The 14,190-nt window shown below is 32.1% G+C and carries 13 protein-coding genes; 6 read left to right on the top strand and 7 right to left on the bottom strand.

What is annotated here, in order from left to right; translation table 11 throughout:
* Window positions 1-34: 34 nt before the first annotated feature.
* From N5D90_RS02930 to N5D90_RS02950, 5 genes are all read right to left on the bottom strand, one after another.
* Window positions 35-1,441, bottom strand: coding sequence for an efflux transporter outer membrane subunit (locus tag N5D90_RS02930; protein WP_280061500.1), 1,407 nt, complete (start codon window positions 1,439-1,441; stop codon window positions 35-37).
* A 2-nt stretch (window positions 1,442-1,443) separates the two neighbouring features.
* The gene (locus N5D90_RS02935; RefSeq protein ID WP_280061501.1) at window positions 1,444-4,599 is read right to left on the bottom strand and encodes an efflux RND transporter permease subunit; all 3,156 of its coding nucleotides are present in this window, start codon (window positions 4,597-4,599) and stop codon (window positions 1,444-1,446) included.
* A gap of 13 nt (window positions 4,600-4,612) precedes the next feature.
* Entirely contained in the window at window positions 4,613-5,854 is a 1,242-nt protein-coding gene (locus tag N5D90_RS02940) for an efflux RND transporter periplasmic adaptor subunit (protein WP_038330599.1), read from the bottom strand.
* Window positions 5,855-5,861: 7 nt separating this feature from the next.
* Window positions 5,862-6,356, bottom strand: a complete 495-nt coding sequence (locus N5D90_RS02945; RefSeq protein WP_280061502.1) for a hypothetical protein — start codon at window positions 6,354-6,356, stop codon at window positions 5,862-5,864.
* Between the two features lie 229 nt (window positions 6,357-6,585).
* Window positions 6,586-7,146 carry a hypothetical protein gene (locus N5D90_RS02950; protein WP_280061503.1) on the bottom strand — a complete coding sequence of 187 codons (561 nt, stop codon included), beginning with the start codon at window positions 7,144-7,146 and terminating at the stop codon, window positions 6,586-6,588.
* A gap of 192 nt (window positions 7,147-7,338) precedes the next feature.
* Here N5D90_RS02950 and N5D90_RS02955 point away from each other — a divergent pair, with 192 nt between their 5' ends.
* From N5D90_RS02955 to N5D90_RS02965, 3 genes are all read left to right on the top strand, one after another.
* Entirely contained in the window at window positions 7,339-7,872 is a 534-nt protein-coding gene (locus tag N5D90_RS02955) for a hypothetical protein (protein ID WP_280061504.1), read from the top strand.
* 56 nt (window positions 7,873-7,928) lie between these two features.
* Window positions 7,929-8,375 carry a KTSC domain-containing protein gene (locus tag N5D90_RS02960; RefSeq protein WP_280061505.1) on the top strand — a complete coding sequence of 149 codons (447 nt, stop codon included), beginning with the start codon at window positions 7,929-7,931 and terminating at the stop codon, window positions 8,373-8,375.
* A gap of 112 nt (window positions 8,376-8,487) precedes the next feature.
* Window positions 8,488-9,087, top strand: coding sequence for a hypothetical protein (locus tag N5D90_RS02965; RefSeq protein ID WP_280061506.1), 600 nt, complete (start codon window positions 8,488-8,490; stop codon window positions 9,085-9,087).
* A 55-nt stretch (window positions 9,088-9,142) separates the two neighbouring features.
* Here N5D90_RS02965 and N5D90_RS02970 read toward each other — a convergent pair whose 3' ends face one another.
* Complete coding sequence (locus N5D90_RS02970) at window positions 9,143-10,117, bottom strand: deoxyhypusine synthase family protein (RefSeq protein ID WP_180904449.1); 975 nt, start codon at window positions 10,115-10,117, stop codon at window positions 9,143-9,145.
* 31 nt (window positions 10,118-10,148) lie between these two features.
* The gene (locus tag N5D90_RS02975; RefSeq protein WP_180904450.1) at window positions 10,149-11,531 is read right to left on the bottom strand and encodes an arginine decarboxylase; all 1,383 of its coding nucleotides are present in this window, start codon (window positions 11,529-11,531) and stop codon (window positions 10,149-10,151) included.
* Window positions 11,532-11,949: 418 nt separating this feature from the next.
* Here N5D90_RS02975 and N5D90_RS02980 point away from each other — a divergent pair, with 418 nt between their 5' ends.
* From N5D90_RS02980 to N5D90_RS02990, 3 genes are read left to right on the top strand one after another with little or no spacing between them, the layout of a single operon-like run.
* The gene (locus N5D90_RS02980) at window positions 11,950-12,723 is read left to right on the top strand and encodes a ParA family protein (protein ID WP_038330582.1); all 774 of its coding nucleotides are present in this window, start codon (window positions 11,950-11,952) and stop codon (window positions 12,721-12,723) included.
* A 5-nt stretch (window positions 12,724-12,728) separates the two neighbouring features.
* On the top strand, window positions 12,729-13,619 hold the full coding sequence (locus N5D90_RS02985; protein WP_038330580.1) for a ParB/RepB/Spo0J family partition protein: 891 nt from the start codon (window positions 12,729-12,731) through the stop codon (window positions 13,617-13,619).
* Window positions 13,609-14,187 carry a DUF5683 domain-containing protein gene (locus tag N5D90_RS02990; RefSeq protein ID WP_038330578.1) on the top strand — a complete coding sequence of 193 codons (579 nt, stop codon included), beginning with the start codon at window positions 13,609-13,611 and terminating at the stop codon, window positions 14,185-14,187. Before N5D90_RS02985 ends, N5D90_RS02990 begins: the two co-directional genes overlap by 11 nt.
* Window positions 14,188-14,190 lie beyond the last annotated feature (3 nt).

Genomic DNA, 14,190 nt, shown 5'->3' on the forward strand with positions numbered 1-14,190 from the left:
TATTTGAGAGGTTTTTTGTTAAGATTAGAATTGCTTATTGCCATCCACCTCCAACAGCGCGATATAATTCGACCATTGATGATAAAGATGATAATTTCGCATCAACAACATTCAATTCAGCATTTAAGCCATTGTCTCTTGCTGTAATTACTTCTAAATAGTTTGCCATACCGTAGTTTAACAATTCTTCAGAATAGGTAATTGCTTGATTGTATAATTGATATTCTTTTTGTTTATATTCAGCTTTCTTCGTTGCTGCATCGTATGTGTATAATGCATCGGAAACCTCTTTACTTGCATTTAAGATTTTGCTTTTGTAATTAATCAAAGCATTTTCTTGATTTGCTAAAGCGACTTCTTTTTGCGTACGCAATTTACGTTGTTGTAATAAAGGTTGAGTTAAGCTACCGATAACCGTCGCAAATAAAGATTGCGCACTAAACAATTTATCGATATCAATTCCTTGTACACCACCTGTAGCAGTAATAGAAAGAGAAGGATAAAAACTTGCATTTGCAACGTTAACATTCTCAAAAGCGTTCATCAATCCAAACTCTGCAGCTTTGATATCAGGACGATTTTCTAATAATTGAGCTGGAACACCAACAGATAATTTTTCATTAATTTTCTGAGAAGCTAAGTTTGTACGATTAATAGATTGAGGATTTGTTCCTAACAAAATACTCATCACATTTTCGTTCATCTTAATTCCATTTTCCACGTCAACCAATAATGATTTCACATTGAACAATTGCGCTTCTGTTTGGTTAACTGCAACTTCTGTTACATTCCCAGCTTCTTTCAAAGCTTTCGTTGTTTCTAAACTTTGCTCGCGATTGATTAAAGTTTTATCTAAAATTCTTTTTTGCTCATCTAAAGCCAATAAGTTGTAATACGCATTTGCAATAGAAGCAACAATTTGTGTTTTTACCGCTTTGTGCGCTTCTACAGTTTGCAAATAAGTTGCAGCTGATGCTCGTTGATTACTTCTAATTTTACCCCAAATATCTGCTTCCCAACTTAAGTTCCCTGAAACTTCGTATTGACTTTGTGCACGTTTTGACATCAATGCACCAAACTGAGTGTTACGAGAGTTTTCTGTAAACGTATATTTTGGACCTACAGATAAAGTTGGTAAATAACCTGCTTTACCTTGTTTAGCATACGCCTCAGCGACTGCAATATTTTGCAGTGCCGAACGTATATCTAAATTATTTTGTAAACCTTGATTAATCAAAGCTTGTAATTGAGTGTCTGTAAAAATTTGTTTCCAAGAAACAGTTGCAACACTTGCACTGTCTTTTGCAATAACATCTGTTCTGAAATTTGCTTCATTTACAACAGCTTCAGGACGATGATAATCTTTTGCTACGAAACAAGATTGAACAGCAAACAATCCAGCTGCGATTAAAGTAATATTAAATATTCTGTACTTTTTCATTTTTAGATTGAATTATTATGTTCAATTTCTTCTTGTGGACGATCAAATTTAATTGGTTTAACTTTTTCTTGTAACGTTTGGAAAACAACAAACAATACTGGAATAACAAATAAACCTAAAATTGTACCAACTAATAAACCAAATGCTGCTCCTGTTGCTACAGAACGGTTACCAGCAGATGATACACCTGTTGCAAATACTAATGGCATTAATCCTAAAATGAAGGCAAAAGATGTCATCAAAATTGGACGTAAACGAGCTTTCGCTCCATCTATAGCTGCCTGAATAATTGACATTCCGTGTACACGTCTTTGTAAAGCGAACTCTACAATCAAAATGGCATTTTTGGCGAGTAAACCAACCAACATGATTAAGGCAATTTGGAAATAGATATTATTTTCTAATCCAGCTAACCATTGAGATAAATATGCACCCATCATACCACAAGGAACAGATAATAATACTGCGAATGGTAAAACATAAGATTCATATTGTGCAGATAAAATAAAGTACACGAATACGATACATAAAGCAAAAATCATTGCTGTTTGAGAACTTGAATTAATCTCTTCACGAGTAAGACCAGTAAAGTCAGTTCCGTAAGAAGTAGATAATGTTTGTTCAGAAACTTGATTAATTGCTGTAATTGCATCACCTGTAGAGAATCCTGGTTTTACAGCTCCTGTAATATTAGCTGATGTAAATAAGTTGAAACGGTTAACAGAGTTAGGACCATATACACGTTTTAAAGTCACAAATTGTGAAACTGGTGTCATTGAACCTGCATCCGTTTTCACGAACATTTTATTTAAACTTGTTTCATTGATACGATCATCTGGTGAAGCTTGAATGTACACACGGTATTGTTTACCAAAACGTGTAAAGTCAGCTGCATATAATCCTCCAATATATCCTTGTAAAGTTGAGAAAATAGAACTTACTGAAACACCAGATTGTTTTGCTCTTTCAATATTAACATCGATTTCGTATTGAGGGAAACCTGTATTTAAAGAAGTTTGAGCATACATAATTTCTGGACGTTGCATTAAAGCACCAATATATTCCTTTGCAACTTTATCAAAATCAGCAATATCTCCACCTGTTTTATCTAATAATTTCAATTCGAAACCAGAAGACATACCAAAACCTGGAATTGATGGTGGTTGGAAGAAAATCATTTGAGCATCAGGAATTTGAGCTGCAGCACCAAATAATTGTCCAATGATTGATTGTACTGATAAAGCATCTGTTGTACGTTCTTCGAATGGTTTCAATTTAATGAACATCATACCATAGTTAGAACCAGCTCCAGAAATAATAGAGTTACCTGAGATAATTGTTGCTTTATCTAATCCAGGAATTTTTTCAATTTTTTTCTGGAATTCTTTTTCAACTTCATACACACGGTCCATAGAAGCACCCGCTGGTAATTCGATATTACCAATAATAAATCCGTTATCTTCAGTTGGTACGAAACCTGTTGGCATCATTTTTCCAATACCCCAAATTCCTACTCCACTAAGAATAATTAATAAGAATGAAATCCATTTGTGTTTAATTAAAAATTTGAATGAATTACCATATTTATGTGTCATACGATCAAATGAAGCATTGAAAGCATCAAAGAATCGTTGAATAAAGTTACGTTTTTGCTCTCCTTCTTGATGTGGTTTTAAGAATAAAGCACACAATGCTGGAGATAACGTCAAAGCATTTAATGCCGAAATTAAAATGGCAACAATTAAAGTAATACCAAATTGTTTGTAGAATACTCCGGTAGGTCCTGAGATAAATGTTACTGGTACGAATACCGCACACATTACTAATGTAATTGAGATAATCGCTCCAGAAATTTCATCCATCGCATTTTTCGTTGCATCCATAGGAGCTTCGTGATGAGACTCCATTCGAGCATGCACGGCTTCCACAACAACAATGGCATCATCCACCACAATACCAATGGCGAGTACTAAGGCAAATAACGTTAATAAGTTTAACGAGAATCCTGCCAGATTAAGGAAAAAGAATGTACCAATAATAGACACTGGTACCGCAATCAATGGTACTAATGTAGAACGGAAATCTTGTAAGAAAATATATACAACAATAAATACTAAGATAAACGCCTCTATCATTGTGTGAACAACTTTAGAAATAGACGCATCTAAGAATGTATTTGTATCCATTAAGATAGTGTAAGAAACTCCTTCTGGTAATAATTTAGAAGCTTTTTCTAACTCAGCTCTTAAGTTTACAATAATTTCTTGTGCATTAGATCCTGGCGTTTGGTAGACAGCAAATACAGCAGAAGGATCTCCATCCATTGCAGAACGTCCTGCATAAGATTGAGCACCAAATTCTACATTCGCTACATCTTTTAATCTAAGAACCTGTCCGTTTGGTAAAGATTTAATAACAATATTACGATATTGATCTTCTGTCTTGTATCGTCCAGAATATGTGATTGTATATTGGAATGATTGTCCAGAGTTTTCACCTAACGAACCAGCAGCAGCTTCAAGAGATTCTTGAGATAAAGCTGCAGAAACTTCAGAAGGAACTAAACCATAACTAGCCATACGAGAAGGATCTAACCAAATACGCATAGAATAAGTCATCGCACCAAACACAGTTGCATCCCCTACACCGTTTACACGTTTTAAGGCTGGAATAATGTTGATGTTCAAATAATTCTGAAGATAAATCTCATCATATTTAGGGTTTGTTGAACTAAACGAAGCAAACATCAATGCTGATGTCTGTTGTTTTTGCGTCACAACCCCAGAACGAGTCACCTCCGAAGGTAATAATGGTGTAGCACGTGCTACACGATTTTGTACGTTTACCTGTGCGATATCTCCATCTACACCTGGTTTAAATACAACATCGATAGAAGCAGAACCGTTATTAGAGGCAGTAGAAGAAATATAATCCATTCCTTCAACCCCGTTCACCTGTTCCTCTATCGGAATAATTACAGACTCCATTACTGTCTTTGCATTCGCTCCGGGATACGAAGCTGAAATTTTTACAGTAGAGGGTGCAATATCTGGATATTGTGTTACCGGAAGCGATATAAGCCCCAGTATCCCCAATATCAATATAAGGATAGAAATTACCGTAGATAATACGGGTCTTTCAATAAACTTTTTTAACATATCTATTTACAATTTAGAATACCGTTTTTGTAGATTCTACGATTTGATCAAAGTTTGCTGGAGTTGGTTTAACAGCTGTTTTATCACGTAATTTACCTACACCTTGTGCAACAACTTTATCACCTTTTTTTACTCCGTCTTTTACAACTGCCATGTTATTTGCTCTCTCTACAACAGTAATTGGAGTTGCATAAGCTGTATCTTTTGTTACTTTGTAAACATAAGTCATACCTTGTTGTTCAAATGTTGCAGCCTCTGGCACAACCAATACATCAACATAAGTTTTTGGAACACGAATACGTCCTGAGTTACCATTTGCCAAAAGCTTAGCTTCATTATTGAACGTAACACGGAAATCAATTGTACCTGTTGTTGGATTAATTTGACCAGTTACAGTTTGTATTTTACCTTTTTCAGGATAAACATCTCCATTAGCTAATACTAATTCTACTGCTGGAATTTTGTTTAATTTATCTTTTAAACTAGCTCCTTCAGATTTAGAAATAAAGTTTAAATATTCTTTCTCATTCATAGAGAAATAAGCATATACTCTACTTGTATTTGAAACTGTAGTAATTGGAGTTTGATCCGTAGGACCAACTAATGTCCCTTGACGAGAATTAATAGAACCAACTACTCCACTAATAGGTGCTCTTACAACAGAATAGTCAACATTTGCTTGCGCTCCTTTATAACTTGCTTGCGCTTGAGTAACACCAGCCTGCGCTTGAGACTTAGCCGCTACAGCTTGATTGTAACTCGCTTGTGCTTTTGCTAGATTAGCTTTTGCAGTTTCTAATTGTACATTACTAATAATGTTTTTCTGTACCAAAGGAGTTAATTTGTTCACCTCTACCTGAGCTGCTTGCACTGCCGCTTGCGCTGCACTTACATTAGCCTGAGCCGCTTTTACATTAGCTTGCGCAGCACCAACACCAGATTTTAAAGCATCCGCATTTTGAGTTAAAACATTTGTTTCTAATTTGAACAAAGGCTGACCAGCTTGTACATATTGGCCTTCATCAACATAAACTTCTGTAATGTATCCTTGGATTTTTGCACGAACATCATTATTTACGATACCTTGAATATTTGCAGGGTATTCATCATAACTCGTCACCACTTTCGTAGGCACATCAACTACCGGATAAGGTGTTGGACCTTGTGCTTGTTGAGCAGCAGCATTGTCTTTCTTTCCACAAGAACTCAAAGCTATTGCCAAAGCACCAACCATTATAACGTTAACGTTTTTCATATTACTTTTACTTATTTTCTAGTTGAATTTTATTTATTTTTTGTATTGTTTCGTCTAATATCACTTTTGTTTGATTAAGATGTTCCAAATAGATATCAATTACTCTATTTTCAACATTCTTAGAAAGCGTATTATTCGCTAGTTTATGTTCTTTTATTCGATTTGTATAACCTATATCTTGAGAAATCATTTCAAATAAAAAATCTAACTTCTCTATCAAATAATTAAAATTTAATCTAAAATATCTTTTACGAGAATTAATCTTGTTTATATATTCAATATGTTTCATCGATAGCAAGTAATTAATCGAATTAGACAAAGAACTCTTACTAACATTGAAAACCTCTAAAAGTTCTTCAAAAGTAAATCCTTCTTCAGTTGATTCTAAAACCATATATGCCTGCAATTTGGCTGTTAAAGGAGGAAACTTATACGTTTTCTCTAAAAAAGCACTAAAACTACAGAATAAGACCATGTTACCTGCATGATTATCTATATTCATAATGTGTTTAGTCTATAAAACCGTGCAAATATATATAAGTTAGTTCGGTTAAAACAGAACTAACTGTATTTTTTTCGTTATTTAACAATAAATTAAATTAATAATTTGTTAATCCACTATTTTTAAGACTAACAAAAAATAGACCAAACCAATTAATAATAAGTCAATTATAGTAAATTTAATTATTATTTTATACAATATTAGATAAGCAACCTTTTGTTTAAAAGAACTATTGAAGTTTAAAATTTATAGGAGTTTTTCTTAAAAAAGTATTAATTTCATCAATATCGTTCTGGTAATCAAATTTTAAATCTTCATGAAATTTATTAAAAATAGAAAAAATCAATTTCAATCTCCCATGTTGATAGTTGTATAATTTTTCTGCATTATCTCCTATTGTATAAGTTTCAAAAAGATAAGGATAACGATTAAAAGATTCTTGAATGATATATTTTCTCAATTCAAATTCGGAAACTTTATCTTTCGTAATTTGAACATGATAATTCACGATTCCACTCAATGTTTTTAGCGTCAACAACAATTGACGATGACTTCTATTTATATTAATCTGATTAATTAAGTGATGAGACTTTTTAAACTGCAAATCAATCTTTTCATAAATATTTTTTACACGATCTTGCAAATCATTTTCACCCTCTAATAATTGAAAATGCAAATGTTCTACTAAAGTTTCATCTTTATTGATAAGACGCAAAAGAAGTTTATCTTTTTCCTTTGAAGGAAGATCTAAGATAGAGTTTTTCAATTCAGGAACGTCTTTCAATTTCATACTTATTTTGTTTGTTGTTAGCTTGTTTAAAATTACAAAAATATTCGAGATAATTCATTTTACACAAAACGATTAAATCATATAAATAATGTATATTCGAAAAAATAAATCATAACCTAAATGCCAAAATCACTCAAAATCTACATCATTTCTTCAGTTCTCCTCATTTTATTTTTATTGAGTTTAAACCTTATGGGGTTGAATTTAAAAGGAGAATATACCTATCAAATTCTTGCTTGGACTTGGATTATTTTCACCTTTTACATCGTTATTAAATTTTGGAAAATTATCTATATCAAAATTTATGGTTTTTTACTTTTTGCTTTAGTTGGATTGAGCATTTTACCAATGGCAATTCCGTTTCTATCTATCGTTAGTTTTTTATTCAATATGAATACAATTCAAACCATTAAAGTAAATGATGAATATAAAATAGTAGTTACGAAAAAAGTTATGGCAATGAAACGTGCTTATATCTATAATTCTGAATCTAAATTTCCTATTTTAGAAAAATCAAACAATATCGCGAGACCAGATTATAGTGATATTGTTTCTGAAACATTAAATATTAATTCTGATGATCCAAAGCGATATGAATACGAAAACGAACCTATTCAGCAAGCTAAACTGATTTCTATAAACAAGGATAGTATTGGAATTGAATATCAAATTCTCAACAAAAAGAAAATTATTTATCATAACCTTAACGAAACTTATGGATATTAAACGTATTTCGTGATTTATAATCCGTACTTTTGCACTCCGAAAAAAGGATTATAATTATGAAAAGCGTTGTAGAACACAGAAAATTACTTGGAGTTGATAAAAATGTCACTCTAAAAGAGTTGAAAACAATTTACAGAAATACGATGAAAGATGCGCATCCTGATAAATTTATCAACGACGATGCAGGTAAAATAGAAGCTGAAGAAAAAAGTAAAGTTGTGATCGAAGCATACCACTTTTTAGTAAGTATTAATCCTGAAACGCACGAAAAAAACAAAGAAGAATATACGATTACAACTGCAAAATCTAACATTCATGATTTTTATATGGATGAACAAATTTTGAAAGTAGAACATTTAGATGGAAACCATTACGAATATTTCGGTGTTCCTAAAAATACGTACATCAAAATGGTAAATTCTGACTCTCCAAGCCGTTTTGCTAGAAGACATATCTATGGAAAATTTACGCATAGAAAAGCTGGTGAAGCAATGAAAGATTAATTATCGGAACGATATAAAACCAAAAAACCACTTCGCAAGAAGTGGTTTTTTGGTTTCTATTGTTTTGATTAAAAATATGTATATTACCTATTGTAAATCATATTTAAACTGAATGAGATTTTTTTTATTTTTCACAGTACTTATTATAGGAACAATAAGCTGTTCTAAGAAAATTGATTATCAAAAAACAATTCAAGCAATTGAAGCTAATGATAATTTATTTGAACTTAATTATGAATTAAGAGGTAAAATGAATGTATTCTATAACGATTCAACTCATTACTTTTACTTTGAGAATGATACTATAGAAAATTTAAGAGTTTTTAAATCTAAGATTCTTGATGATTATAAAAAACTAATTCATCATCCTTCAAAAGTTAGTTTCTATAAATACAAGTATTCTTATTCAATCAAAGTAGAATATATAGAAAATAATATAATGCAAACAGATAGTTTAGCAATAAATAATAATCCAGTATTATCTAAATTATTCATTGATTCGAAAAAGAAATCCGATTTTTATAAGAATAATCAAATTATTGGTTATTATTTCAATAAAAAGCATGATACAAAAACATATAGTTTACTTAATTATAATAAATTGTTTTACGCTAAAAATTCAGTGAATAAAAACAATGATGAGTTTCCAAATAAATATAAAATCTCTCAAAAATTGAATGATAAATGGTATTTATTAGAACGAAAAGAGTAGCACAAAAAAAACCACTTCGAATGAAGTGGTTTTTTTTATGTTTAATATATTCTAATTAGTTTCCTAAAATATAGTTGAAAATCAGTGGTGCTACGATTGTTGCATCAGATTCGATCATGTATTTTGGTGTATCGATATCTAATTTACCCCAAGTAATTTTTTCGTTTGGAACAGCTCCTGAATATGATCCGTAAGATGTTGTAGAGTCAGAGATTTGACAGAAATATGCCCAGAAAGGAACATCTGTCCACTCTAAATCTTGATACATCATTGGAACAACACAAATGGGGAAATCTCCAGAGATACCACCTGCAATTTGGAAGAAACCTACACCTTTACCATCAGAATTCGCACGATACCATTCTGTTAAGTAAATCATGTATTCAATTCCAGATTTTACTGTAGACGCTTTTAAATTTCCTTTGATTACATTAGATGCAAAAATATTTCCTGTTGTAGAATCTTCCCAACCTGGACAAACAATCGGTAAATTTTTCTCAGCCGCAGCAACAATCCAAGAATCTTTCGGATCAATTTCGTAGTATTGCTCTAAAACTCCAGAATTTACAACTTGGTATAAGAATTCGTGTGGTAAATAACGCTCTCCTTTTTCTTCTGCTGCATGCCAAACATTCTCTAAATGCTCTTGTAAACGACGAAAAGCTTCCTCTTCTGGAATACACGTATCTGTAACACGGTTGAAGTGTGTATCTAACAATTCGCGCTCTTGCTCTGGTGTTAAATCACGGTAATTTGGAATTCTTTTATAGTGAGAATGCGCAACTAAATTCATTACGTCTTCTTCTAAATTTGCTCCTGTACAAGAAATGATGTGCACTTTATCTTGGCGAATCATTTCAGCTAATGAAATTCCTAATTCAGCAGTAGACATTGCTCCACCCAAAGAAATTAACATTTTACCACCTTCTAACAAGTGTTGCTCATATCCTTTTGCAGCGTCAACTAAAGCAGCTGCATTAAAGTGTCTATAGTTGTGTTCTATAAACTGACTGATTGGTCCTTTACTCATTTTATTTGTTTTTTATTTATTTAAAATTCAATTATTTGTACCCCAAAGTATTCAACACATCTTGATGCGTTTGTTCTTCAGAATATACTTTTGCTTCGTAATTTTCGTCAATCAAAATATATTTTGGTTGAGGAATCAAACAGTGATTAATTCCACCAAATCCACTAATATTATCTTGATATGCTCCTGTATTAAAGAAACCAATGTACAATGGTTTTGCTTGATCATATTTCGGAAGATAAATAGCATTTACATGTTGTTCTGAGTTGTAATAATCATCAGAATCACATGTTAAACCTCCTAATAATACACGCTCATACTTATCGTACCAACGGTTAATTGGCAACATGACAAATCGTTTCGAAATTGCCCAAGCATCTGGCAAAGTTGTCATAAAAGAAGAATCGATCATATCCCAATATTCCTTATCATTTTGTTTCTTTTGATAAAGAATTTTGTACACCACTCCTCCACTTTCTCCTACTGTAAACGAACCAAATTCTGTAAAAATATTTGGAACGGGAATTCCTTCTTCATCACAAATCATTTTAATTTGCAACAAGATTTCTTTCGCCATGTATTCGTAATCATATTCGAAATTCAACGAATTTTTGATTGGGAATCCACCACCAATATTCAAACTATCTAATTCTGGACAAACTTTTTTAAGGTTTACATAAACTCTCAAACATTTTGTCAACTCATTCCAATAATATGAATTGTCTTTAATACCTGTATTAATGAAGAAATGAAGCATTTTCAATTTAATGCGTTCATTTGGTTTTACCATTGTTTGATAAAACGGTACAATATCCTTGTAGCCAATTCCTAAACGAGAAGTATAAAACTCAAATTTTGGTTCTTCTTCAGATGCAATACGAATTCCGATTTCAAAATCGCCTTCTATCGCTTCCGAAAACAAATCAACTTCTTCGTAATTATCAATCACTGTGATTGTTTTACGATGTCCGCTGTTTACCAAACGAGCAATGTTTTCTACATATTCTTCACGTTTGAAACCGTTACAAACAACATATTGATCGTCTGTAATCAGACCTTCTCCAATCAAATTTTCGACAATATTAATGTCAAATGCAGAAGATGTCTCGATGTGAATATCGTTTTTTAATGCTTCGCCTAAAATGTGACGAAAGTGAGAACTTTTTGTACAATAACAATAATTGTAAGTTCCTTCATAGTTTAACTCTTCACGCGCTTTTTCAAACCAACCTTTCGCTTTTTGTATGTTTTGCGAGATTTTAGGTAAATAAGTAAATTTCAATGGTGTACCATGTTCTTCGACCAATGCTTTTAGGTCAATTCCATTAAATTTTAAGTACTCTCCATCTAATTCAAATTCATCTTGTGGAAAGTCAAATGATTGCGTGATTAAATCTATGTATTTAGTTTTCATTATGCTTTATAAATGTTACGTGTGTTGAATAATTCTAAAAATTTTGCGAGAAAAAATTTAGGGTATTACAGACGTATCGCATAATATACATTGCGAAGCAATAAGGGGAAAGAATAATTCTTAAATTCGTTTCTATTCATTAAAACTACTGCGTTAAAGCTCTTTCTATTCTCAACGCTTTCGAATAAAAGGTTAAAACTCATCAACTTTTTTTATTAAAAAAATTATAAAAATACTTGCCGCAAATATAAGTTTTTTAATTCTGTTAAAAAGATAAAATAATATTAAAATTTAGCTTTACAGAACTGATGTTTTATGATGTAGGACAAATAATCAACAATTGTTCAAAAATTTATTTTTTCTTTAAGGTTTAGCAAGGTTAAATATTGTATTTTTGAAATCGTTTTGAACGTAAATTATGGGTAAAATTATTGCTATTGCTAACCAAAAAGGTGGTGTTGGTAAAACGACAACTTCGTTAAACCTTGCCGCTTCATTAGGTGTTTTAGAGAAAAAAGTTTTATTAATTGACGCAGATCCGCAAGCAAATGCAACATCTGGTTTGGGTTTTGATTTGGATGAAATCGAAGCAGGAACGTATGAAGTATTGGAAAATGAAGTGCTTGCGAGCAAAGCTATTTTACAATCAGAATCGCCAAACCTAGACTTGATGCCTGCTCATTTAGATTTAGTTGCTGCCGAGATTGAGATTGTAGATTACGAGAACCGCGAATACATGTTAAAAAACGCGTTATCAGAAATCAAAGATCAATATGATTATATTATTATAGATTGCGCGCCTTCACTTGGTTTGATTACGCTGAATGCGCTTACTGCTGCTGATTCTGTGATTATTCCTATTCAGTGCGAATATTTCGCGTTAGAAGGTTTAGGTAAATTATTAAATACGATAAAAGGAATTCAACAACATCACAACAAGGAATTGGATATCGAAGGTTTATTGTTAACGATGTACGATTCGCGCTTACGTCTTTCTAATCAGGTGTTGGACGAAGTGAACAATCATTTTCCGCAAATGGTTTTCAAAACAATTATTACTCGAAATGTACGTTTGTCAGAAGCACCAAGTTTTGGCGAAACAATTATTCAGTACGACGCAGCAAGTAAAGGTGCAGAAAATTACTTAAATTTAGCGCGTGAATTTTTAATTAACAACAACGATACAGTTTAAATAAAATGGCAAAGCCAAATAAAAATAATCGCTTAGGACGTGGATTATCTGCTCTATTAAAGGATGAACCAACTGTAAAAACAGCACAAGATGAAGGTGCTAAAAAATTGGTTGGGAACATTTTGGAAATAGATTTAGAAAAAATCACCGCGAATCCTTGGCAACCACGAACGAATTTCGATAAAAAAGCTTTAGAGGAATTGGTTTCGTCTATTCAAACATTAGGCGTTATTCAACCAATTACGATTCGTAAAAAACCAACAGGTGAATATGAATTGATTTCTGGTGAAAGACGTTTTCGCGCTTCGCAATTAGCTGGTAAAAAAACAATTCCGGCTTATGTGCGTTTAGCAAATGACCAAGAAATGCTGGAAATGGCATTAGTCGAAAATATTCAGCGTCAAGATTTAGATGCGATCGAAATTGCACTTTCTTACCAACAATTGATTGATGAAATCAAGTTAACGCAAGAAGAATTAAGTAAACGTGTTGGAAAAGACAGAACGTCTATTACCAATTATTTGCGTTTATTGAAATTAGATCCGATTATCCAAACAGGAATTCGTGACGGAATGATTTCAATGGGACATGGCCGTGCTTTGATGGCTATTGATGATACTGATTTACAATTTGATATTTACGAAAAAATTGTCAAAAACAATTTATCTGTTCGTGATACAGAACGTTTAATCAAATCGATAAAAGAAGGAAAACCTGAGAAAAAAGCAACAAATGAATTGCCTTCTCAGTACAAGGAAGCATTAAGTTCTATTTCAAATTCATTGAATACAAAAGTTGAAATAAAACGTGCAAATAATGGAAAAGGTAAAATCATTTTGAATTTTACTTCTGATGATGAGTTTGAACGATTAAGAAAATTCTTAAATGAAAATTAAAGCATTCTTACTTGGATTAACGATTTCATCGACGTTTGCTTTTGGTCAAGTTAAAACTGACTCTTTAGTAGTTGTCGAAAATAATGTTATTGTAAATGATACGATGAGCGTAACTAAAGAAGTTTTGATGGAAAAAAGTCCAATTAGAGCCTCTTTGTATTCGGCTATCTTACCTGGTGCAGGACAATTGTACAACAAAAAATGGTTGAAAGCACCAATCGCTTTAGGTTTAGTAGGAACAGGAACTGGTTTCACGATTTATTACAATAATTTGTACAAAAAATACCGAAAAGCGTACATTGCAGTAAGAGAAGGAACACCAAACGAATTCTCAGGAATTTTATCTGCAGAACAATTGGCAGTTATTCAAGACGATTACAAACGAAAACGCGATTATAGTGTCGCTTTAACAGCATTAGCTTATTTATTAAATATTGTTGATGCAACTGTTGATGCGCATTTATTTACAGTTCGTAATGACACAGAAATGTCATTCAAACCAACAATCATTCAAGATGAAATGACATTAGAGCCAGTTTTAGGATTGGCATTTAACTTAAAATTTTAGAAA

Source organism: Empedobacter sp. GD03797 (genome assembly GCF_029842105.1).
Lineage (GTDB): Bacteria > Bacteroidota > Bacteroidia > Flavobacteriales > Weeksellaceae > Empedobacter > Empedobacter falsenii_C.

Coding starts and splice junctions, on each gene's coding strand:
- N5D90_RS02930 (WP_280061500.1), bottom strand. CDS start 1,441: ATGAAAAAGTACAGAATATTTAATATTACTTTAATCGCAGCTGGATTG.
- N5D90_RS02935 (WP_280061501.1), bottom strand. CDS start 4,599: ATGTTAAAAAAGTTTATTGAAAGACCCGTATTATCTACGGTAATTTCT.
- N5D90_RS02940 (WP_038330599.1), bottom strand. CDS start 5,854: ATGAAAAACGTTAACGTTATAATGGTTGGTGCTTTGGCAATAGCTTTG.
- N5D90_RS02945 (WP_280061502.1), bottom strand. CDS start 6,356: ATGAATATAGATAATCATGCAGGTAACATGGTCTTATTCTGTAGTTTT.
- N5D90_RS02950 (WP_280061503.1), bottom strand. CDS start 7,146: ATGAAATTGAAAGACGTTCCTGAATTGAAAAACTCTATCTTAGATCTT.
- N5D90_RS02955 (WP_280061504.1), top strand. CDS start 7,339: ATGGGGTTGAATTTAAAAGGAGAATATACCTATCAAATTCTTGCTTGG.
- N5D90_RS02960 (WP_280061505.1), top strand. CDS start 7,929: ATGAAAAGCGTTGTAGAACACAGAAAATTACTTGGAGTTGATAAAAAT.
- N5D90_RS02965 (WP_280061506.1), top strand. CDS start 8,488: ATGAGATTTTTTTTATTTTTCACAGTACTTATTATAGGAACAATAAGC.
- N5D90_RS02970 (WP_180904449.1), bottom strand. CDS start 10,117: ATGAGTAAAGGACCAATCAGTCAGTTTATAGAACACAACTATAGACAC.
- N5D90_RS02975 (WP_180904450.1), bottom strand. CDS start 11,531: ATGAAAACTAAATACATAGATTTAATCACGCAATCATTTGACTTTCCA.
- N5D90_RS02980 (WP_038330582.1), top strand. CDS start 11,950: ATGGGTAAAATTATTGCTATTGCTAACCAAAAAGGTGGTGTTGGTAAA.
- N5D90_RS02985 (WP_038330580.1), top strand. CDS start 12,729: ATGGCAAAGCCAAATAAAAATAATCGCTTAGGACGTGGATTATCTGCT.
- N5D90_RS02990 (WP_038330578.1), top strand. CDS start 13,609: ATGAAAATTAAAGCATTCTTACTTGGATTAACGATTTCATCGACGTTT.